18 protein-coding genes and 1 pseudogene are annotated in these 20,311 nt (G+C 61.4%); 8 read left to right on the forward strand and 11 right to left on the reverse strand.

What is annotated here, in order from left to right:
- The first annotated feature begins 16 nt into the window (after positions 1-16).
- The 5 genes from GGD53_RS08660 to GGD53_RS08680 all read left to right on the forward strand — a co-directional run bounded on the left by GGD53_RS08660 (position 17) and on the right by GGD53_RS08680 (position 8,172).
- Positions 17-499 (forward strand): SRPBCC domain-containing protein, encoded by a 483-nt coding sequence (locus GGD53_RS08660; RefSeq protein ID WP_184455054.1) that lies wholly within the window; start codon positions 17-19, stop codon positions 497-499.
- Positions 500-612: 113 nt separating this feature from the next.
- Positions 613-1,644 (forward strand): phosphogluconate dehydrogenase (NAD(+)-dependent, decarboxylating), encoded by a 1,032-nt coding sequence (gene gnd / locus GGD53_RS08665; protein ID WP_184455055.1) that lies wholly within the window; start codon positions 613-615, stop codon positions 1,642-1,644.
- A 206-nt stretch (positions 1,645-1,850) separates the two neighbouring features.
- Entirely contained in the window at positions 1,851-3,965 is a 2,115-nt protein-coding gene (locus GGD53_RS08670; protein WP_184455056.1) for a mechanosensitive ion channel domain-containing protein, read from the forward strand.
- A gap of 224 nt (positions 3,966-4,189) precedes the next feature.
- A complete protein-coding gene (mprF, locus tag GGD53_RS08675) occupies positions 4,190-6,793 on the forward strand; it encodes a bifunctional lysylphosphatidylglycerol flippase/synthetase MprF (RefSeq protein WP_184455057.1) in 2,604 nt (867 codons plus the stop codon).
- On the forward strand, positions 6,790-8,172 hold the full coding sequence (locus tag GGD53_RS08680) for a virulence factor family protein (protein WP_184455058.1): 1,383 nt from the start codon (positions 6,790-6,792) through the stop codon (positions 8,170-8,172). Before mprF ends, GGD53_RS08680 begins: the two co-directional genes overlap by 4 nt.
- A gap of 47 nt (positions 8,173-8,219) precedes the next feature.
- Here GGD53_RS08680 and GGD53_RS08685 read toward each other — a convergent pair whose 3' ends face one another.
- The 8 genes and pseudogenes from GGD53_RS08685 to ruvC all read right to left on the reverse strand — a co-directional run bounded on the left by GGD53_RS08685 (position 8,220) and on the right by ruvC (position 13,218).
- Complete coding sequence (locus GGD53_RS08685; protein WP_184455059.1) at positions 8,220-8,783, reverse strand: DinB family protein; 564 nt, start codon at positions 8,781-8,783, stop codon at positions 8,220-8,222.
- A gap of 37 nt (positions 8,784-8,820) precedes the next feature.
- Positions 8,821-9,326: pseudogene (locus tag GGD53_RS08690) on the reverse strand (NUDIX hydrolase).
- Positions 9,327-9,333: 7 nt separating this feature from the next.
- The gene (locus GGD53_RS08695) at positions 9,334-10,236 is read right to left on the reverse strand and encodes a metallophosphoesterase (protein ID WP_184455060.1); all 903 of its coding nucleotides are present in this window, start codon (positions 10,234-10,236) and stop codon (positions 9,334-9,336) included.
- Entirely contained in the window at positions 10,237-11,277 is a 1,041-nt protein-coding gene (ruvB, locus tag GGD53_RS08700) for a Holliday junction branch migration DNA helicase RuvB (RefSeq protein ID WP_184455061.1), read from the reverse strand.
- An 82-nt stretch (positions 11,278-11,359) separates the two neighbouring features.
- On the reverse strand, positions 11,360-11,974 hold the full coding sequence (ruvA, locus tag GGD53_RS08705) for a Holliday junction branch migration protein RuvA (RefSeq protein ID WP_126923135.1): 615 nt from the start codon (positions 11,972-11,974) through the stop codon (positions 11,360-11,362).
- A 13-nt stretch (positions 11,975-11,987) separates the two neighbouring features.
- Entirely contained in the window at positions 11,988-12,401 is a 414-nt protein-coding gene (locus tag GGD53_RS08710; protein WP_184455062.1) for a type II toxin-antitoxin system VapC family toxin, read from the reverse strand.
- Positions 12,401-12,652, reverse strand: a complete 252-nt coding sequence (locus GGD53_RS08715) for an AbrB/MazE/SpoVT family DNA-binding domain-containing protein (RefSeq protein ID WP_184455063.1) — start codon at positions 12,650-12,652, stop codon at positions 12,401-12,403. The genes GGD53_RS08710 and GGD53_RS08715 overlap by 1 nt, the downstream gene beginning before the upstream one ends.
- Positions 12,653-12,708: 56 nt before the next feature.
- Positions 12,709-13,218 (reverse strand): crossover junction endodeoxyribonuclease RuvC, encoded by a 510-nt coding sequence (gene ruvC / locus GGD53_RS08720; protein WP_184455064.1) that lies wholly within the window; start codon positions 13,216-13,218, stop codon positions 12,709-12,711.
- A 242-nt stretch (positions 13,219-13,460) separates the two neighbouring features.
- Between ruvC and GGD53_RS08725 the strand changes: the two genes are divergently transcribed.
- Together GGD53_RS08725 and GGD53_RS08730 are read left to right on the forward strand one after the other, a co-directional pair.
- Positions 13,461-15,776 (forward strand): methyl-accepting chemotaxis protein, encoded by a 2,316-nt coding sequence (locus GGD53_RS08725; RefSeq protein ID WP_184455065.1) that lies wholly within the window; start codon positions 13,461-13,463, stop codon positions 15,774-15,776.
- A gap of 122 nt (positions 15,777-15,898) precedes the next feature.
- Complete coding sequence (locus tag GGD53_RS08730) at positions 15,899-16,900, forward strand: LLM class flavin-dependent oxidoreductase (protein ID WP_184455066.1); 1,002 nt, start codon at positions 15,899-15,901, stop codon at positions 16,898-16,900.
- A gap of 214 nt (positions 16,901-17,114) precedes the next feature.
- Here the strand turns inward: GGD53_RS08730 and GGD53_RS08735 are convergent, their stop codons facing one another.
- A complete protein-coding gene (locus tag GGD53_RS08735; RefSeq protein ID WP_184455067.1) occupies positions 17,115-17,861 on the reverse strand; it encodes a YebC/PmpR family DNA-binding transcriptional regulator in 747 nt (248 codons plus the stop codon).
- A gap of 141 nt (positions 17,862-18,002) precedes the next feature.
- On the opposite strand from GGD53_RS08735, the gene GGD53_RS08740 reads away from it, so the two are divergent.
- On the forward strand, positions 18,003-18,506 hold the full coding sequence (locus tag GGD53_RS08740) for a pyridoxamine 5'-phosphate oxidase family protein (RefSeq protein WP_184455068.1): 504 nt from the start codon (positions 18,003-18,005) through the stop codon (positions 18,504-18,506).
- A gap of 31 nt (positions 18,507-18,537) precedes the next feature.
- On the opposite strand, the gene GGD53_RS08745 is transcribed toward GGD53_RS08740, so the two are convergent.
- On the reverse strand, positions 18,538-19,383 hold the full coding sequence (locus GGD53_RS08745) for an MBL fold metallo-hydrolase (protein ID WP_184455069.1): 846 nt from the start codon (positions 19,381-19,383) through the stop codon (positions 18,538-18,540).
- A gap of 101 nt (positions 19,384-19,484) precedes the next feature.
- Positions 19,485-20,309, reverse strand: a complete 825-nt coding sequence (locus GGD53_RS08750; RefSeq protein WP_184455070.1) for a TIGR00282 family metallophosphoesterase — start codon at positions 20,307-20,309, stop codon at positions 19,485-19,487.
- Positions 20,310-20,311 lie beyond the last annotated feature (2 nt).

Genomic DNA, 20,311 nt, shown 5'->3' on the forward strand with positions numbered 1-20,311 from the left:
GAAGAGGAGAAGTGCCATGTCTCTCGGAATCCGCGTTTCCGGCCGTATCGGCCGCCCCGTTGCCGAAGTGTTCGATGCCGTCGTCAACCCGAAGAAGCTCAGCAGCTATTTCACCACGATCGGCGGGGCGAGCGCCCCGCTTGTTCAAGGCACGACGGTAACTTGGTGGAAGGATGCGCCGGTCGAGGTTGTCGAACTTGTGCCGGAAAGCCGCATCGTGCTGCGCTGGGACGGCGGCACTGCTGAGGACAAGACAAGGTATAAGACGCTGGTGGAAATGAATTTCAAGCCGCTGGAGGATGGCGGCACGCTGGTGACGATTGCCGAGACCGGTTGGCGCGAGGACGAGGCCGGCCGGCGCGGCACCTATCTCAACTGCGAAGGCTGGACGCAGATGCTTTGCAGCATGAAGGCCTTCGTCGAATACGGCATCAATCTGCGCGAGGGCATGTATCTCAGCGAGATGAAGGGCGAGCCGGCCAGCGCCCCGGATGTTTGACGAGGCCTGTCTCGAAGGAGATCGGCGATCCATCGCCAGACTTTGCTTGCCTGTCACACTGCGGGTGCTAGTTTCCGGAGTCGATATTCATCTCGGTTTCCAGGAGATTCATTATGCAGCTTGGTATGGTCGGTTTGGGCCGCATGGGCAATTATATGGTCCAGCGCCTGATGCGGGGCGGTCACGAATGCGTCGTCTACGACACCAGGCCGGAAAGCGTTGCCGAGCTCGCAGGTCTCGGCGCGACCGGCAGCGCTTCGCTGGAGGAATTCGTCTCCAAGCTCACGCATCCGCGTGCGATCTGGCTGATGCTGCCGGCGGCGATCGTCGACAAGGTGCTGGCGAGCCTGGTGCCCCTGCTGCAGAACGGCGATATCGTCATCGATGGCGGCAATTCCTACTATCATGACGACATCCGCCGCGGCGCGGAGCTCATCACCAAGGGCATCCATTATGTCGACGTCGGTACCAGTGGCGGCGTCTTCGGCCTGGAGCGTGGCTATTGCCTGATGATCGGCGGCGAAAAGGGCATCGTCCAGCACCTTTCGCCGATCTTCGCAACACTCGCGCCCGGCGCCGGCACGACGGAAGCCTCACCGAACCGAACCGCCGAAGCGGCTGCAGCCAGCACCGCGGAACAGGGCTACCTGCATTGCGGCCCACATGGCGCCGGCCACTTCGTCAAGATGGTGCATAACGGCATCGAATACGGCTTGATGGCTGCCTATGCCGAAGGTCTCAATATCTTGAAACGCGCCAATATCGGCGCTGCCTCGCATGAGGCCGATGCGGAAACCGCGCCGCTCGCCCATCCCGAACATTTCCAATACGACTTCAATCTGCAGGATGTCGCGGAAGTCTGGCGCCGCGGCAGCGTTATCACCTCCTGGCTACTCGATCTCACCGCCGATGCCCTGCATGTCGACCCCGCACTTTCGAGATATGCCGGCCGCGTCTCGGACAGCGGCGAGGGCCGCTGGACGATCATGGCGGCAATCGACGAAAGCGTGCCGACGCCGGTGCTGAGTGCCGCGCTCTACGGCCGCTTCTCCTCGCGCGATAATGACGAGTTCGCCAACAAGGTGCTGTCGGCAATGCGCGCGGGTTTCGGCGGCCACGTGGAAAAGCCGGCTCCGAAATCCTGAGGGCCAAGCTGCTCTTCATTGAGCAGCATGCGTCCGTCACACCGCAAATAGCGGGCTTGACGGCCGGGTTCTGGTAGGCGGCGACAGCGTCTTTCCTAACCATCGGTAGGGCTTTCCTACCGCTTGCTGGCGGCAGCAGTCGCGAGTATCCATTGCAAGAAGTCGGTTGCTTTGTGCAAGCGCCGACAATTCATTGGAGGGCGGTCGTGACGCGTAACAGGGCAGGAGGCTTGACGGCCGCCATATCGGGCATATTGGCATTCATCGCGCTTTTTTCCGTGGCTTCGGCCAGCCTTGCCCAGACGCAGCCGGCGCAAGTGCCTGCCGCGACCGCTCCGCCGGCCCAGGTGCGTGAGATGATGCAGCTCATGCAGACGCCCGAGGTCAAGCAATGGATGTCGACTCAGATGGCGGCGACGCCTGCGGGCGATGCAGCGGCGGAAAACCAGATGTCCGTCCTGTCGGGTTTGCTGCAGCATTCCCGTCGTCATGTCTCGATGATTTCCGATGCCGCGATGACGCTGCCCTGGCAGATCGGCAATGCATCCTCGCTGCTTTTCGGCGAAATCGCAGCCACTGGCCGGGTTCGCATGATCGCCCAGTTCTTGGCGATCTTTCTGGTGGGCGCGATCATCGAGAGCATTGCCCGCTATGCGTTCCGCCGCCGCCGTCGCCGTCTGGCTCAGATGGCAGGCATGCATCTGGCGCCGCGTGTCATCCCGGCGCTGATCTTCGCGGCAGCGACGGTGCTGACGCTGCTCAGCCTCTACTGGCCGCCGCTCAGCCAGAGTATCGCGATCGTCTGTGTCGTTGCGCTGATCGTCCAGCGTTTTACGATCTGCATCGGCGGTGTGCTGGTCGATCTCATTGGACTCGCGCGAGCCGAGGAGGAGCGGCAGGGTGTGACTGCTCCAATCATGCCGGGACGCTCCGTCGCGCTCTTCTGGTATCGCCGTTGCGCGACCTTCGTTATCTATTTCGCTTTCGGCTGGGCAGTGATCCAGTCGATGGCGCCGCTCGGCTATACACCGAGCGCTCGGCTTCTCGTCGGCTACTTCCTCGGTATCGGACTGCTGCTGCTCGCGGTCGAGGCGGTCTGGTCGCGGCCGCATAAGGACGAGAAGCGTGGATATGGAATCTCCTGGGCACTCACCATTTATTTCCTGCTGCTTTGGGGACTGTGGGTCGCGGGCTTCAACGGGCTGCTCTGGCTCGGCATCTATGTGCTGCTGCTGCCGCGCGTGCTCGCGGTCTCGACGCTTGCGGTGAAATCGCTGCAGCAGACCGAAGCGAGCTTCCTTGCAACACGCCGCATCGCGACCGTGCTGCTCGACCGTGGCGTGCGGGCGCTGATTATCGCCTTTGCCGCCATCTGGCTCGGGCGGATGCTCGGCGTCGGCGCCGATACGATGGCTGCTGGTGATCGGATGGCCGACAAGATCGCGCGCGGCGTCATCGGCGGGATTGTCATCCTGCTTGCTGCTGATCTGCTCTGGCACGTCGTCAAAGCCTATATTGACGGCAAGCTCCTCGATTCACCTCTGGACGGTACCGCGACGGACGAGGAGAAGGCCAAGCACGCGCGGATCCAGACGCTGCTGCCGATCTTCCGCAATATCCTTGCCGTGGTCATCGCCGTCATCGCGGTTCTGATGGTGCTCTCCGGCCTCGGCATCGAGATCGGGCCGCTGATTGCCGGTGCCGGCGTCGTCGGCGTTGCCGTCGGTTTCGGCGCCCAGACGATCGTCAAGGACGTCATCAGCGGCATGTTCTATCTCTGGGACGATGCTTTCCGTGTCGGCGAATATATCGAAAGCGGCAGCCATAAGGGCGTCGTCGAAGCCTTCAGCCTCCGATCGGTGAAGCTCAGGCATCATCGCGGGCCGCTGACAACTGTGCCGTTCGGCGAACTCGGCGCGGTGAAGAACTTGAATCGCGACTGGACGATCGACAAGATCAGCCTCAACGTCAAATACGACACCGATCTCGTCAAGGCCAAGAAGGTGATCAAGCAGATCGGCCAGACACTGCTCGAAAACCCGGAATTCGGCCCGCACATCATCGAGACGCTGAAGATGAAGGGCGTGGAACAGTTCGGCGAATTCGCGATCGAGATCCGTCTGTCGATGATGACGAAGCCCGGCGAACAGTTCGTCATCCGTCGCAATGCGCTGGCGATGATCCGCAATGCCTTTAAGGAAAACGGCATCGAGTTCGCCGTGCCGACGGTGCAGGTGGCGGGCGATCGCGAGGCCGATTTGGAGGCTGCCGTCGCGCGTTACGCTTCCCATATGCGAGCCAACGGCGAACCGGCGGCATGAATGCCGTCACCTGAACCTCATTATCGCGGCAAGGCATTCGTAAGCTTACGAAAATGCAATGTGCCATCACGTATTCCTGCGCAAATTCGCCCCAATTGAGGATGATTGAGGCGCAGGCGGCGGGGTTGGGTAGCGTCGGGCATGACTTCATAGAGCTTATATGCCTGTCATGTTACGTCTTCGAAAAATGATTCGCGCCGAATTGGAAACTGCGCAGGTACGAGATGTCGGGTCACGGCAATTTGGATGAGATCGAGGCGACGGACGGTTTTTCTTTTCGCACGCTTTTCAGACGTTACAGGACGCCGCTCACGGCAGCCGCGACGCTGATCGTCTTCTGTCTCGTCGGTTACGCCATCATGCAGCTCACCAACGAGGTGCGCTATGACGATGTCGTCGGTGCACTGGCGGCGACCAGGCCGAGCGCGATCTTGCTTGCGCTGTTCTTCACCGCTCTCAGCTTTCTCTCGCTGGTCTTCTACGATCTCAACGCGATCGAATATATCGGCAAGAAGCTGCCCTTTCCGCATGTGGCGCTGACGGCGTTCAGCGCCTATGCGGTCGGCAACACAGCCGGCTTCGGCGCACTGTCGGGCGGGGCGATCCGCTATCGCGCCTATACGCGCCTCGGGCTCTCGCCGGAGGATATTGGCCGCATCATCGCCTTCGTCACGCTCTCCTTCGGCCTCGGGCTCGCGGCCGTCGCATCGATCGCCCTCATCATCATCGCCAGCGAAATCGGGCCGCTGATCGGTGTCAGTCCATTCCTTCTCCGGCTGATCGCCGGCTCGATCATCGCCATTCTCGGGGCTGTGATGATCATCGGCCGCGAGGGCCGCGTGCTCGATTTCGGCGCCGTGGCAATCCGCCTGCCGGATTCGCGCACCTGGTCGCGCCAATTCCTCGTCACTGCCTTCGATATTGCCGCCTCCGCATCGGTGCTCTACGTGCTCTTGCCTCAGACGGCCATCGGCTGGCCGGTCTTCCTCGCCGTCTATGCGATCGCCGTCGGTCTCGGCGTGCTCAGCCACGTTCCGGCCGGGCTCGGCGTGTTCGAGACCGTGATCATCGCTTCGCTCGGCAGCGCGGTGAATATAGACGCGGTGCTGGGATCGCTGGTGCTCTATCGGCTGGTCTACCATGTATTGCCGCTGTTGATCGCCGTGCTCGCGGTCTCGGCGGCGGAGTTGCGCCGTTTTGTCGACCACCCGGCCGCCTCCAGTGTCCGCCGTATCGGCGGACGGCTGATGCCGCAGCTGTTGTCGACCTTGGCGTTGCTGCTCGGCGTCATGCTGGTGTTTTCGAGCGTCACGCCGACGCCGGACCAGAACCTGGAATTCCTCTCCAATTATCTGCCGCTGCCAATGGTAGAAGGCGCGCACTTCCTCTCCAGCCTGCTCGGGCTCGCGCTGGTGGTCGCGGCCCGCGGCCTCGGTCAGAGGCTCGACGGCGCGTGGTGGGTGGCCGTGTTCTCGGCCGTTGCCGCATTGACCTTGTCGCTTCTGAAGGCGATTGCCCTGGTCGAAGCTGCATTTCTCGCCTTTCTCATCTTCGGGCTCTTCGTCAGCCGGCGGCTCTTCACCCGGCATGCGTCACTGCTCAACCAGGCGATGACGGCATCCTGGCTGATGGCGATCGCGGTCATCGTCGTCGGCGCCGTCGTTATCCTGCTCTTCGTCTATCGCGATGTCGAATACAGCAACGAACTCTGGTGGCAGTTCGAATTCACCGCCGAGGCGCCGCGGGGACTGCGCGCCCTGCTCGGCATCACCATCATCTCCTCGGCGATCGCCATTTTCAGCCTGCTCCGGCCAGCGACCTTCCGGCCGGAGCCGGCGACGGAGGAGGCGCTGACGCGTGCGGTCGAGATCGTCAGGAAGCAGGGCAATGCCGATGCCAATCTGGTGCGCATGGGCGACAAGAGCATCATGTTTTCGGAAAAAGGTGACGCCTTCATCATGTACGGCCGACAGGGCCGTTCATGGATCGCGCTGTTCGACCCGGTTGGCGATCATCGCGCCGTGCAGGAACTCGTCTGGCGCTTCGTCGAAGCGGCGCGGGCCGCCGGCTGCCGCGCCGTCTTCTACCAGATCTCGCCGGCGCTGCTTTCCCATTGCGCCGATGCCGGCCTCCGCGCCTTCAAGCTCGGCGAACTGGCGGTGGCCGACCTCCGGACCTTCGAAATGAAAGGCGGCAAATGGGCGAACCTTCGCCAAACGGCGAGCCGAGCCCAGCGCGACGGGCTGGAATTCGCGGTAGTCGAATCCGAGGACGTGCCTGATATCATCGATGATCTCGCCGCCGTTTCCACGGCCTGGCTTGAACATCACAATGCCAAGGAAAAGGGCTTCTCCCTCGGTTCCTTCGATCCCGATTACGTTTCCTCGCAACCGGTCGGCATCCTGAAGAAGAACGGCAAGATCGTCGCCTTCGCCAATATCCTCGTCACCGAATCCCGCGAGGAGAGCACGATCGATCTCATGCGCTTCTCGCCGGACGCGCCGAAGGGCTCAATGGACTTTCTCTTCGTGCAGATCATGGAATATCTGCGTAACCAGGGTTTCACCCACTTCAATCTCGGCATGGCGCCTCTCTCCGGCATGTCGAAACGCGAAGCGGCACCCGTCTGGGACCGTATCGGCAGCACCGTCTTCGAACACGGCGAGCGCTTCTATAACTTCAAAGGCCTTCGGGCATTCAAATCCAAGTTTCATCCGCACTGGCAACCGCGCTATCTTGCGGTTTCCGGAGGAGGCAATCCGATGATCGCGTTGATGGACGCGACATTTCTGATCGGGGGCGGATTGAAAGGGGTAGTGAGAAAATGATCAGGACAATCCTTCTTGCCGCAGCATGCGCCTGCATGCTCGCTGCCGCACCGGCTAATGCTGCCGAGGAAACCACGCAGAGCTTCGAAAGCGGGCTCATCCCGTCACCGCACATCTTCCTGCCGGAAGGGGAGGTGAAGGGCGCCGTGATGCTGATCTCGGATGCCGCCGGGTGGGGCGATTATGAGAAGGCCGAGGCCGACAGGCTAGTCGCCGAAGGCGCAGTCGTCATCGGCGTCGACTTTCCCTCCTATATCCAGGCGCTCAGCCGCTACGACGTCAGTCTCAACGACGGCTGCATCTACACGGTCTCGGATATCGAATCGCTGAGCCAGCAGGTGCAGCGCGCGACCGGTAACAATGCCTATCATTTGCCGATCGTCGCCGGCATCGGCGAAGGCGCAGCCCTGGCGCTGGCAATCGCGGCTCAGACGCCGGATGCGACGATCGGTCAGACGCTTGCGGTCGATCCGCTGGCTGGTATTCCGCTCACCAAGGAGCTTTGCACGCCGGCTTCCAAGAAGGTGATTGGCCAACGCACGGTCTATGGCCTCAGCGACGGCGCCCTGCCGGACCCGATCATATCAGTCTTCACGCCTAAAGCTGACAAGGATGGCCGGACGCACGCCGAGGCGTTGCAGAAATCTCATTCGGCAATCGAGATCCGTGACGCCACCGACGATGCGCAGACAGTATTTGCCGATACGCTCGATGACCTCGTCACTGCCTCCGGCGCCTTCGGCAATCCGCTCGGCCTGCCGCTGGCCGTGCTCGAGGCAACGCCAGCCTTCGATACGATGGCGGTTATCTATTCCGGCGACGGCGGTTGGCGCGACATCGACAAAGAGGTCGGCGGCACGCTGCAGAAGGAAGGCATTCCTGTCGTCGGCGTTGATTCACTTCACTATTTCTGGTCGGAGCGCAAGCCGGAGGAGACGGCCAGCGATCTTTCGAAGATCATCGATTTCTATCGTAAGCAGTGGAAAGTGAAGCATGTGCTGCTCGTCGGCTACTCTTTCGGCGCCGATGTCGTGCCCGCGACCTATCAGCTGCTCAAACCGGCCGAGAAGTCCTCGGTGGTGCAGTTGTCGCTGCTGTCGCTCTCGCACCAAGTTGATTACGTCATCTCCGTTCTCGGCTGGCTCGGCCAGAAGACCGAAGGGGCAGGGGGAGACCCGGTCAGCGACCTGAAGAACGTCGATCCGAAGCTGGTGCAGTGCATCTACGGCAAGGATGATGACGACGATGTCGCCTGTCCGGCACTCAAAAATAGCGGCGCCGAAGTGGTCGAACTGCCCGGCGACCATCATTTCGATGAGAATTACGACCTTCTCACCAAGTCGATCATCGATGGGCTGAAGAGACGGCTGCAGGATTAAGGCTTCGCTAACTCCCGGAAATCGACGCCGATTTCCGGGAGGCGATATTAACACATCAACCTTTCTTCACTCCAGCCGAGTTCGGCGAGTTCCCTGCCGCGAAACCGCGCATCATCGGCGACGATGAATTCGTCAAGCTGCGGCGGGGCAACGCTGGTGCCGGCAAGCATCGCATGGACCTGGCCGCGATGATGGGTCTGATGCTGGAAGAGGTGGGCGAGCACGTCGTCCATCCGCTCCTGCTGAATACGATCGCCGCGATGGAGACTGACGATCGAGATTAGCCTTTCCGGCGTCAGGGCTTCGCAAAGGTCGATCAGGCGCTGATCAACCTTTGCCTGCGCTTGCGTCAGTGACTCGACGTCATCGAAGGGTTCGTCCACCTCGAAGGCCTGGAACCCGAGCGTGCCGCCTTCGATGCCGTCGACATAGAACCAGTCGACCGTGATGATGTGATTCAGGGTCTCCTTGATCGATGGAAAGAAGCTCGTGCGCGGCGCTTCGAATTCGCCGACTTTCAACGCTGCGCAGGCGTGAAGCAGCCGGTGGTTGGCGAGGGCGTTGTTATAGGCAAGCTTGCGAAAGGCCCTGGCGGGATCGAAGATCGACATCGGCGGCTTTCCTCTCCCTGCACTCAAAATGTTTGCGTCAGTCATCGAGATTGCCGTCGCGCCAGGCGAGATGACGTGGTGCCCCGGGCAGGTTCTCGATTTCATCAGCGATGAAATAGGGCGGGATGTCGAGCGCGGTCAGGGCCGGCGCGTTGCCGGCACCCATTTGAATTCGAGATGGTTGTCGCCATCTTCGACGCGATGGATGATCTCGTGTGGCTGAAAGGGAAATTCCGCCGGGATTTCCATCAGGTAGTAGAGGCCGAGTTCATGCCAGTCGCGTTGTTCGTAGTGGAAAAAGTTCTCGACGATCCAGAGCAGGCGCAAGACGGTGACCTCGAGGCCAAGCTCCTCCACCATCTCGCGTTTCAGCGTCTCTTCCGACGTCTCTCCGATTTCCGCCCGACCGCCCGGAACGGTCCAGAAGGGCTCGTGCATGGCGCGATGAACAAGCACGTGCCCATCGCGAAAGCCGAGGCCGGCAATGCGATAGTTGAAACGCGCAGCACCCTGAGTCAGGCGGATGGGGGTGCGCTTGCTCATGTCATTCTTATCCGAGATCGATTACGACGATTTCCGGCGGCACGCCGAAGCGGACCGGAGCAATGGAACAGCCGAGCCCACCGGAAACGATGATATTACGCCCCTCCTCGACGATATGGCCATAGGCGTAGCGATCGCCGTAGCGCGAGGGGACGATCGGTGAACGACCGAAGAAGCGGATCTGTCCGCCATGGGTGTGACCCGAGAGCGTCAGCGAGACGCGCTCGGGCACGCGAGGAAAGATATCGGGCTCATGGGCAAGCAGGATGACGGGCGCGTCATCAGTGACCTGAGCCATCGTTCCATCGAGATCGTCGAGGCCGGTCATGCACGTGCGACCCCATTTCCTGCCGGGGAGCAGCGCCAGCTGATCTTCGAGCCCTGCGAGCCAGAAGCCGCGGCCATCCTTATCGAGCCGGACGGCGCGGTTGCCGTAGACAGGGATGCCGACATCGGCAAGCGCCCGGTGTCCGAAGGTTTCCATCCCGCCGTTGTTCTGGGCGGTCCTGTCCTCCCACCAGTCATGGTTGCCCATGATCGCGTGGACGCCTAGCGGGGCTTGAAGGGTTGCGAGCGCCTTCGACCATTGGCTCGAATGCACATATTGCGTCACCATGTTCATGCCCGATGCGTAATCGCCGAGCAGGATGGTCACGTCGCCTTCGAGTTCATTGGCCCGGTGGCAGATAGAGGTAATGCGGTTTGCCGACATCCAGGGTTCGCAGGCATGGATATCGGCGAGGGCGACAACGCGAAGCTTCAGCCCCGGTGTCCATCCCGGCGGCGTCAGCCGGTAGCGGGCGATGCTGAGCCGCGCCAGTGGTTCATAGGCGAAGGCATAACCGCCGAGCGCCATGGCGCCTGCGATACCGCCGCCAAGAACCTTGAAAAATCCGCGGCGGGTGATCACTCAGTCGTCCTCCTGGAACAGCCGGAACTGCGCAGCCTCCATCTCCTTTGGCGGTTGCATACCCAGATGTTTCCACGCGATTGCGGTGAGAACGCGGCCGCGCGGCGTGCGCTGAATGAAACCCTGCTGGATCATGTAGGGCTCGATAATGTCCTCGATCGCGTCGCGCGGCTCCGAAAGGCCGGCGGCGATGGTTTCTATGCCGACCGGACCGCCGCCGAAATTGACGGCAATCATGTTGAGGTAGCGTTTGTCGAGCTGATCGAAGCCGACATTGTCGACCAGCAAGCGGGTCAGCGCTTCGTCGGCGATCTCGCGGGTGACGGCCTCGGCCCTTGCCACCTCGGCGAAATCACGCACGCGCCGCAGCAGCCGGCCGGCAATGCGCGGCGTACCGCGGGCGCGCCTGGCGATCTCGCGGGCGCCCTCTTCGGTCATCGGCAGGTTCATCAGCCGCGCGCCGCGGCGCACGATCAGCTCCAGTTCCTCGACGGTATAGAAGCTGAGCCGCACCGGAATGCCGAAACGATCGCGCAGCGGTGTCGTCAGCAGGCCGAGACGGGTGGTGGCGGCGACAAGCGTGAATTTCGAGAGGTCGATCTTCACCGAGCGCGCGGCAGGGCCTTCCCCGATGATGAGGTCGAGCTGGTAATCCTCCATGGCGGGATAGAGGATTTCCTCGACGGCGGGATTGAGGCGGTGGATCTCGTCGATGAAGAGCACGTCGCGCTCCTCGAGATTGGTGAGCAGGGCGGCGAGGTCGCCGGCCTTGGCGATGACGGGACCGGATGTCGATCGGAAGTTGACACCGAGCTCCTTGGCCATGATCTGCGCCAGCGTCGTCTTGCCGAGGCCGGGCGGACCGACGAAGAGTACATGGTCCAACGCCTCGCCGCGGTTCTTCGCCGCCTCGATGAAGATCTTGAGATTGGCGCGCGCCTCGGCCTGGCCGGTGAATTCGTCCAGCGACTGCGGGCGCAGCGTCACATCAAGGTCTTCGCCCCGCTTTTCCGGCGATATCAGGCGGGCGGGTTCACTCATGCTCTCATTCCGTTTTGAAACCTGTTGCAGCAATACACCAAACGTCGGGCGCCCCGACACCCATTCATTGGTTTTCCGGTCTTCACCGTGCCAGCTCTTTCAATCCGAGCCTGATCAGCTTGGCGCTGTCGGCGCCGTCGCCGGCCGTTTTCATCGCCGCGGCAACGGCATTTGCCGCCTGGTCTCTGCTGTAGCCGAGGTTGGTCAGCGCGGAAACCGCATCGGCAACGGGTGCGGCGGCGACACCTTCGCCGAGTTCCTGTTTGAGGGCGATATTGATCGCCTCGCCGGCATAGGCCGGCGCGCGGTTCTTCAGTTCGGTGACGAGACGCATCGCCACTTTCGGGCCGACACCCGGCGCGCGCGAGACGGCAGCGCGGTCCTGGAGGGCGATCGCATTGGCAAGTTCGCCTGGCGTCAGGGTCGAGAGCACCGCGAGCGCCACCTTGGCGCCGACACCCTGGACGCTTTGCAGCAGGTTGAACCACTCCCGCTCCAGCGCCGTCATGAAGCCGAAGAGCTTCAACTGGTCCTCGCGGACATAGGTTTCGATGAAGAGCACGCAGGCTTCGCCCGCCGATCCGAGCTTGGACAAGGTGCGGGCCGAGCAATAAGCGACGTAACAGACGCCGTGCACATCAACGAGCACATAATCTTCGCCGATCTCGTCTATGGTGCCTTTCAGCTTGCCGATCATGAGTCGCGGTCTTTCAAGGGTGCGTTTCGGGCGTAATGATTTCAACGGAAGGAAAATAGGAACGATAACCGCCGGCATCGCGGGTCAAAATTCTGTAGCCCCTTATCGCCGCATGCGCGCCGATGAGGAAATCCGGCAATATCCGTTCGCGTCCTCCGCCCGCGCGGCGGTAAAGCCGGAAGGCTTGAGCCGCGGCAAATGCGGCCGGCCACGGCAGGTTCTCGCGGCGGAATTCATCCTGCGGAAGCAGGCGATCGACTTCATCGACATCGTCATACCGAACGGAAAATTCGGAATAGATGATCGGATTTATAAGGACCGGCCCATCTCTGAAGATATCGAGTATCTTCCGGCGCGACCAGTCGTGCCAGTCCGAGCTGATCATAGCCAGATCGACGAGGACGTTCGTGTCGACAAGCGTCGCCATCAGCGATCACGCGTCATAGACATGAGATCTTCGGCATCGATTTCCTGATCGCCGGTTCCCTCCAGACGGCGGATCGTCTCAATGAAACGGTCCAGCCGACCTCTATCCTCGACTTCCTGCTTGCCGTTCTTCGGCGAGAGAACGAGCTTGCCGCCCTCGATCGAGAAAATGACCTCGCTGTTGGTCTCGATGCCGGCAAGCTCCCTGAGATCGCGGGGAATAGTGACCTGACCTTTGGATGTGACACGCATCAGAGGCTCCTTCAAAGTAAGAATTATCCTTACCGCAGGAACAAGTCAAGAACGGATTATCCCGCCAGCGCTTGGCGCATCCGGTGGCCGCCGCGATTGTGGGCGTGACAAATGGCGATCGCCAAGGCATCGGCAGCGTCATCGCCCTTGAACTCGGCCTTCGGCATCAGGATCTTCAACATCATGTGAATCTGCTGCTTTTCGCCGTGCCCGACGCCGATGACCGCCTTCTTCACCGCATTCGGGGCATATTCGGAGACCGGCAGTCCGGCGCGCGCCGGCACCAGCATGGCGATGCCGCGGGCTTGGCCGAGTTTCAGTGTCGCTACGGCGTCCTTGTTGACGAAGGTCTGTTCGACAGCGGCTTCATCGGGCTTGTGAGCGTGGACGATATCGGCGAGCCCGTCATGCAGCTGGCAGAGGCGGGAGGCGAGGTCCATCTCGCCATCGGAGGTCACCGTTCCCGATGCCACGAATTTCAGGGAATTGCTTAACGTGTCGATGATTCCCCAGCCTGTGCGACGGAGGCCGGGATCGATGCCAATGATGCGAATCGTATTTTGCATGGTTCAACCTATAGCGATTGCGAAATAAGTGCCATCGATATGTGAACAAACCGAAAACACCCTCGGTTTTAGAGCGCGCATTTACCGCGAATTAAAAGAGATGTCTGAATTCTAGTTCATCGAATGTGCGAGGGGCTTCGTTCCACAAGAATAAGTCCCCGATGTTCTGTTGACAGGTCAGCCGGCCGGGGATGCACCGCGTGCCCAGGCTGGCAGGTGCCGTTCAGAAGGGTTCATTGTATATGGCTCAGAGATTTCAGTCCCTGTCCTTCAAGGTCATTGCCACTTTCATCCTGATGACCGTGCTGTCGATCGCGGTCATCGACGTGCTTGCCTATTTTGCCAGCAGCCGCATATCCGACGAGCAGGCGCTGAAGGCCAAGGAAAGCGTGCTGATCTTCCGTGGCGACATGTTGCAGGACCAACTGGCGCAGCTTGAGAACCAAGCCAATTCCATCGCGCGCATCGAGGCGCTGCAGATGTCGATCACCAGCTTGAAGAGCGGCTGGAAGACAATCCAGAAGACTTCGGGGGATGCCCGCGCCGAGCTGAAGAAGGTTTTCATCACGGGCAATCCCAACCCGGCCGACCAGCGCGAGAAGCTGATGAAGCCGGAAGGGCCGAGCGGGTTCTATTATTCGAATCATGAGCAGACGCAGGGCGAAGTTGCCCGCGACCTCGACAACACCGCTTTCAGCGATCTGCTGATCGCCGATCTCGACGGTAGCGTGCTCTATTCCTACAAGAAGGACGACGACTTTGCCGAAAACTTGAAGTCGGACGCCTGGAAGACAGCGGGCGCCGGCATCGCATTCGCCAAGGCGATCGAGAATACCGCCAAGGCGACGGATGACGCCGCGCCGACGGGCTTCTCCGGCCTCCGCGTCGATGCAGCAAGCGGCAAGCCCGCGATCTTCTATGCCGTGCCCATCGTCAAGCTCGGAGCGGCCAAGGGTATCATCCTGTTCAAGGTGCGTGAGGACATCGTCACCAGCATCCTTGCCAAGGGCATCGTCCAGGGCAGCACCGCGCGGGCTGCGATCGTCTCCGGCGATGGCTCCGCTATCGCTCTCGATGCCGGCGGCAAGCTTGCGACGCTCGATGCCACCCCCTTCACCTTCATCAAGGACGCGCTTGCCAGCTCCGCGATGACCGTGGCCGATTTCGACCGGGCGGATGGCGCGGCCCGCGCCTATGTCCGCGGCATCGACTATCGCGGCGATCGCTTCCTGGTGGTCGAGAGCGTGCTGCTCAGCGAGCTCAATGCCGGCTCGATCGAGATCGCCACTTTGCTGACGATGATCGGCATGGGCGTGCTCGTCGTCATGGCCATCGCGACCGGGCTCGTCACCAATTTCCTGTTTTCGCCGCTGGCCCGGCTTGCCGGTGTCACCCGCGACGTCGCCGACGGCAAGCTCGACAGCGAGATCGGCAGCCTGAACCGAAAGGACGAGATCGGCACGATGGCCAACGCGCTTGCCCGTTTCCGCCAATCGCTGATCGAAAGCCGCGAACTCGAAGCCGCCAGCGAAGAGACGCGCCTGCAGGCCGAGCATGACCGTCAGCAGAACCTCGCCGAGCGCGAGGCCGAGGCGAAGACGCTGCAGCAGGTGGTCGAGGCGATTGACGAGGGGCTGCATCATCTGGCGAGCGGCGATCTCTCCTATCAGATCGATACTCGCTTCCCGAACGAACTCGAAAGTCTGCGTGTCAATTTCAACGAGGCGCTCGCCACACTCAGCGAAACCATGACGGCGATCGGCGGCAACTCGATGGCGGTGCGCGCCGGCTCCGAGGAGATGCGCACTGGCGCCGACGAGCTTGCCGGGCGCACCGAACGTCAGGCCGGCTCGATCACCGAGACGGCGAATGCGATCAGCGCCATTACCCAGTCCGTTCGCCGCCAGATCGAGAGGGCAGAACAGGCCGAGCGCATCGCCCGCGACGCCAAGAAGGAGACGACCGGCTCCAGCCAGATTATGCGCGAGACGATCGCGGCGATGGAGGCGATCCAGACCTCCTCGCGCCAGATCAACACCATCATATCGGTCATCGACGATATCGCCTTCCAGACCAACCTGCTGGCGCTCAACGCCGGCGTTGAAGCGGCGCGTGCGGGGGAATCGGGCAAGGGCTTTGCCGTGGTCGCCATGGAAGTCCGGGAGCTCGCCCAACGCTCATCGAGCGCGGCAAAGGAGATCTCCAGCCTGCTGCAGAAATCGACGCATGAGGTCGAAAGCGGTGTCGCGCTCGTCGAAAAGGCCGGCGTTGCCCTGACCGGCATCGGCGCCCATGTCGAGGAGATCAACGGACAGATCAACGAGATCATGGAGTCGACCCGCGAGGAAGCCACTACGCTGCGCGAGATCAACAGCGCCGTGGCCGAACTCGACGCGATGACGCAGCAGAACGCCTCAATGGTCGAGGAGACGACGGCGGCGATCCACCGGCTGGCGACGGAAGCTCTGGAAATGGACCGCCAACTCGGCAATTTCACGCTGCCGCAGGGGCATCAAAGACCGAGCGCCGAGGTGCATGTGCTGCGTCGTCACCGGTGAGACGTCGCTTCCGATATTCGACGAGGGCTGCCATCGCGCGGCCCTTTTGTTTGGGTGTACGGTTTGGAATGGGCGGACGCCAACCTACATAGACGGCATCGTTCAACTGCCGGCAGGTTTCCATGGTTCCCTTCTCCATACTCGACCTTTCTCCTATCGCCGAAGGCAGCACCGTGCGCCAGTCGCTCGAAAGCTCGGCGCGGATGGCTCAGAAGGCTGAAGAATTCGGTTACAAGCGCTTTTGGCTCGCCGAGCATCACGGCATGCCGGGCATCGCCAGTGCTGCAACCGCCGTGGTCATCGGCCATGTCGGGGCTGCGACAAAACGCATCCGCATCGGTTCCGGCGGCATCATGCTGCCCAACCATTCGCCGCTCGTCATCGCCGAGCAGTTCGGCACGCTGGAAGCGCTTTTTCCCGGCCGCATCGATCTTGGTCTCGGGCGGGCGCCGGGAACGGACATGCGCACGGCACAGGCGCTGCGGCGCAATATCGAGGCCGGCGCGAACAGTTTCCCGAACGACGTGGTGGAATTGCAGCAGCTTCTCGGCACGCCGGTCGAGAACCAGGCGATCCTTGCGGTGCCCGGCAATGGTTCGCATATCCCGATCTGGCTGCTCGGCTCCAGCCTCTACAGCGCCCAGCTTGCGGCGATGCTCGGGCTTCCCTATGCCTTCGCCTCGCATTTTGCCCCTGATATGCTGCTCGACGCCATCGCGATTTATCGCGACCGCTTCCAGCCCTCGGCGGCGCTCGAGAAGCCCTATGTGATGGTCGGCGTCATGGGCGCGATGGCGGCGACGGACGAGGAGGCGCGCTACCATTTCACTTCCGCCCAGCAGCAGTTCGTCAACCTGCGCCGCAATGTCCGCGGGCCGTTCCCGCGCCCTGTCACCGATATGGAGAGCTTCTGGTCGCCGATGGAGAAGATGAACGTCGAACACACACTGCGCTACGCCGTGGTAGGTTCGCCGGCGACGGCTGAGGCGAAGCTGACGGAGTTTCTCCGGGAAACGGAGGCCGACGAGGTGATCATCTCGATGCCGATCCATGATATCGAGGCGCGGCTGAAGTCGGTGGAACTGTTCGCGGGGCTGGGAAACTTCGCGCGGGCCGCCGCCTAAGATTTTTCCAAGCAGTCGCCAGAGACAGAAAAACCCGGCGCCAAGGCCGGGTTCCGTTTGTTGGCAACGCCTCCACCGTCATGCTCGGCCTTGTGCCGAGCATCTAACCACAGCAATTGTTTGAAAGGGAAATGTTTATTTTCAGATACTTAATCAGGCCGGCGCAGATCCTCGGCACAAGGCCGAGGATAATGTCGCAGGTTTGCAGTGCGGCTCAAGCTGAAAGCTTCGCCAGAACCTCTTCAGAGACCTCGAAGTTGGAATAGACGTTCTGCACGTCGTCATCGTCTTCAAGCGAGTCGATGAGCTTCATCAGCGACTGAGCCTTTTCCTCGTCCACCGGCACGTTGTTCTGGGCGCGCCAGACGGCCTTGACGGTTTCGGCTTCACCGAGGCTCGTTTCCAAAGCTTTCGATACTTCGCCAAGGGCTTCGAAAGCGCAGGTGATGTAATGGCCTTCTTCGTCGGTCTCGACGTCATCGGCGCCGGCTTCGATTGCGGCTTCCATCACGTTGTCGGCGTCGCCTGCGGAAAGCTTGTAGGTGATTTCGCCGACATGGTCGAACGAGAAGGAAACAGAACCGGTTTCGCCGAGAGCGCCGCCGGCCTTGGTGAAGATCGAGCGGACGTTGGAGGCAGTGCGGTTGCGGTTGTCGGTCAGGGCTTCGACGATGATCGCCGTGCCGCCCGGACCATAGCCCTCGTAGCGCACTTCGTCATAATTTTCGCTGTCGGCGCCGGCTGCCTTCTTGATGGCGCGGTCGATGTTGTCCTTCGGCATGGACTGGGCCTTGGCATTCTGGATCGCCAGGCGAAGACGGGCGTTCATTGTCGGGTCGGGCAGGCCGGCCTTGGCGGCCACGGTGATTTCGCGCGCAAGCTTGGAGAACATTTTCGACCGCACGGCGTCCTGACGGCCCTTGCGGTGCATGATGTTTTTAAACTGTGAATGGCCAGCCATGGCACCCCTGTTCACGTCTCATTGTTCGGAATGGGCCGCCTTATAAGAGCGAAACGGCAGCCTTTCAAGGGAAAAGCAGTTCGGAACAAAGGCGAAGGGATGACGTTTCAACCGAACTCCATCCAGCGGAAAGGAACGGTCATGGCAAGTCTCAGCGAGGCGCGGGAGCAACCAGCACGTCAGCTTTGGGATCAGGTCAACGGCGTTCATGCCGGCATGCTCGGAATTTCCGGGCTTGATATGCACATGCAGCCGATGGCGCCGCATGCCGATCCCACCACCAACACGATCTGGTTCTACACCAAGACCGACGCCGACATCGTGCGCGCCATCAAACCCGGCAGCCGCGCGCATTTTTGCGTCATCGGCAAGGATCACGACTATCACGCCTGCCTTTCCGGCGTCATCGAGGTGCGCCCCGACCCTTCCAAGATCGAGGAATATTGGAATTCGATCGTGGCGGCCTGGTATGACAACGGCAAGAAGGACCCGAAACTCACCATGCTTTCGCTGCATGTCGATGATGCCGAGATCTGGGTTTCGACAGGCAGCACGCTGAAATTCGGTTGGGAGATCGCCAAGGCCAATCTCGACGACGAGAAGATGCCCGACGTCGGCGTCAAACGCCACCTGCAATTTGCTTGATCAGCAAGGTTTGCAGGACCCGCCGGGCTTTTTACTGCACGCCTTTCATCACATAGATCAGCGGCTTCTTTGGAAGCGTGCGCATGGAAACGGTGAGGCTGTCATCAGGCGCGTAAGCGATATCGAAGTCCTTTCCAAACATGGAGACGAAAGCATTGACCGGTGGGCCGCGGCGATGCATCGGCAGGATCAGCGACGAGCGCAGCCGCTTGATGACGCGGCTCATGCTGTCGGCGCCCATGGTCAGGCCGCCGTCGACCGGAACCATGACGACGTCAAGGCGGCCGATTTCGGTATAATGGGTGTCCGTCAGCTCGTAGTGCAGATGGCCGAGATGGCCGATGCAGAGACCGGCAATTTCGAAGATGAAAATCGAGTTTCCATCCTCCTGCGAGCCGCCGAGGCCGTAGCTGAAGCGGATATCCGTCGTGACGTTGCGGATATAGGCATCGCCGACGACGAGATTGATGCTGGCCTTCTCGCCCGGCACGTCGCTCCAGCCGTGGAGCACATGCTTGATGTCGGGCTCAGGCGTCAGGGTGAAGTGGGTCGTATGAGCCTTGTTCATCGTGACGACATCGGGGGTCGTCGCCGGCCTGTACCAGCCATTATAATCCGTCGCGATGATGATGCCTCCGGGTGTCTCGATTTCGAAGGTGGAATGGCCGAGATAGGTGAATCTAACATTCTCGCCTTCGGATACGGCCGGCATCGGCGCCGCGGCGACGGAGAAACTGGCGAAGGTCGCCCTGGGCATATTCTCGGCGATCGCGTGGCATTGGCTGGCTCGCTGGCGCTGCTCCAGTGCCTCTGCGGGATCTGATGCGGCGAAGGCCGCCAGGCATGTGACAGCGAGGATAAGATAATGCGGCTTCATGCCACCCCCTCCGGCGCTTTCATTCAGCGGCGGAGGATGCGTCATGAGGTCGCAGCGGTCCAGAGCAGCGATGCTCACATTCGCGTGTTGGAGCGGCTGGATTACCGCCAGAACTCCGGCACCGTTTCCGCCAAACGCGGCCCGAGCCGAAGTGGCGCGATCTTTTCGGCCAGTCCGGTGGCATCAGAAATCTCCACCCCAACGCCGCAGATCGTCGCCGGGCCGCTTGCCGCTTCCATGCGGCCCTTCGGCATCTTGGAGATGAAGCGGTTGAGCGGCTCCTCCTTGTCCATGCCGAGGGAGGAGTCGTAATCGCCGCACATGCCGGCATCCGACATATAGGCGGTGCCGCCGTTGAGGATCTGCGCATCGGCGGTCGGCACATGGGTGTGGGTGCCGACAACGAAACTGGCGCGGCCGTCGACGAAATGGCCGAAGCATTGCTTCTCGCTGGTCGCTTCCGCATGGAAATCGAAGATGATCGCATCGGCCTGCTCCTTCAGCGGGCAGGCATCGAGAATCGCTTCCGCCGATTTGAAGGGGTCGTCGAGTTCCGGATGCATGAAGACGCGACCCATGACATTGGCGACGAGCACGCGCGCGCCGTTCCGGGCATAGAAGAGGCCGGAGCCGCGGCCGGGTGTGCCTTGCGGATAATTGGACGGCCGCAGGAACTGATCATGCCGCCCGGCAAAGGCGACGGCTTCCTTCTGGTCCCAGACGTGATTGCCGGTCGTCACCACATCGGCGCCGGCATTGATCGTTTCGAGAAAGATGTCCTCGGTAATGCCGAAACCGCCGGCGGCATTCTCGCCGTTGACGACGACGAAATCGAGCCTGAGGTCGGAGATGAGACCGGGAAGGCGGTCCCAGACCGCCGTGCGTCCCGTCTTGCCGACCATGTCACCCAAAAAAAGCAGCCGCATTC

This window comes from Rhizobium aethiopicum (assembly GCF_014197535.1).
Classification (GTDB): Bacteria; Pseudomonadota; Alphaproteobacteria; order Rhizobiales; family Rhizobiaceae; genus Rhizobium; species Rhizobium aethiopicum_A.

What these genes read in the sequence shown, in the direction of transcription:
- ruvA (WP_126923135.1), bottom strand. Translation starts at nt 11,974, where the DNA reads ATGATCGGCAAGCTGAAAGGCACCATAGACGAGATCGGCGAAGATTAT.
- GGD53_RS08745 (WP_184455069.1), bottom strand. Translation starts at nt 19,383, where the DNA reads ATGAAGCCGCATTATCTTATCCTCGCTGTCACATGCCTGGCGGCCTTC.
- GGD53_RS08660 (WP_184455054.1), top strand. Translation starts at nt 17, where the DNA reads ATGTCTCTCGGAATCCGCGTTTCCGGCCGTATCGGCCGCCCCGTTGCC.
- GGD53_RS08750 (WP_184455070.1), bottom strand. Translation starts at nt 20,309, where the DNA reads ATGCGGCTGCTTTTTTTGGGTGACATGGTCGGCAAGACGGGACGCACG.
- ruvB (WP_184455061.1), bottom strand. Translation starts at nt 11,277, where the DNA reads ATGAGTGAACCCGCCCGCCTGATATCGCCGGAAAAGCGGGGCGAAGAC.
- GGD53_RS08725 (WP_184455065.1), top strand. Translation starts at nt 13,461, where the DNA reads ATGGCTCAGAGATTTCAGTCCCTGTCCTTCAAGGTCATTGCCACTTTC.
- GGD53_RS08680 (WP_184455058.1), top strand. Translation starts at nt 6,790, where the DNA reads ATGATCAGGACAATCCTTCTTGCCGCAGCATGCGCCTGCATGCTCGCT.
- GGD53_RS08715 (WP_184455063.1), bottom strand. Translation starts at nt 12,652, where the DNA reads ATGCGTGTCACATCCAAAGGTCAGGTCACTATTCCCCGCGATCTCAGG.
- gnd (WP_184455055.1), top strand. Translation starts at nt 613, where the DNA reads ATGCAGCTTGGTATGGTCGGTTTGGGCCGCATGGGCAATTATATGGTC.
- ruvC (WP_184455064.1), bottom strand. Translation starts at nt 13,218, where the DNA reads ATGCAAAATACGATTCGCATCATTGGCATCGATCCCGGCCTCCGTCGC.
- GGD53_RS08685 (WP_184455059.1), bottom strand. Translation starts at nt 8,783, where the DNA reads ATGTCGATCTTCGATCCCGCCAGGGCCTTTCGCAAGCTTGCCTATAAC.
- GGD53_RS08735 (WP_184455067.1), bottom strand. Translation starts at nt 17,861, where the DNA reads ATGGCTGGCCATTCACAGTTTAAAAACATCATGCACCGCAAGGGCCGT.
- mprF (WP_184455057.1), top strand. Translation starts at nt 4,190, where the DNA reads ATGTCGGGTCACGGCAATTTGGATGAGATCGAGGCGACGGACGGTTTT.
- GGD53_RS08710 (WP_184455062.1), bottom strand. Translation starts at nt 12,401, where the DNA reads ATGGCGACGCTTGTCGACACGAACGTCCTCGTCGATCTGGCTATGATC.
- GGD53_RS08740 (WP_184455068.1), top strand. Translation starts at nt 18,003, where the DNA reads ATGGCAAGTCTCAGCGAGGCGCGGGAGCAACCAGCACGTCAGCTTTGG.
- GGD53_RS08730 (WP_184455066.1), top strand. Translation starts at nt 15,899, where the DNA reads ATGGTTCCCTTCTCCATACTCGACCTTTCTCCTATCGCCGAAGGCAGC.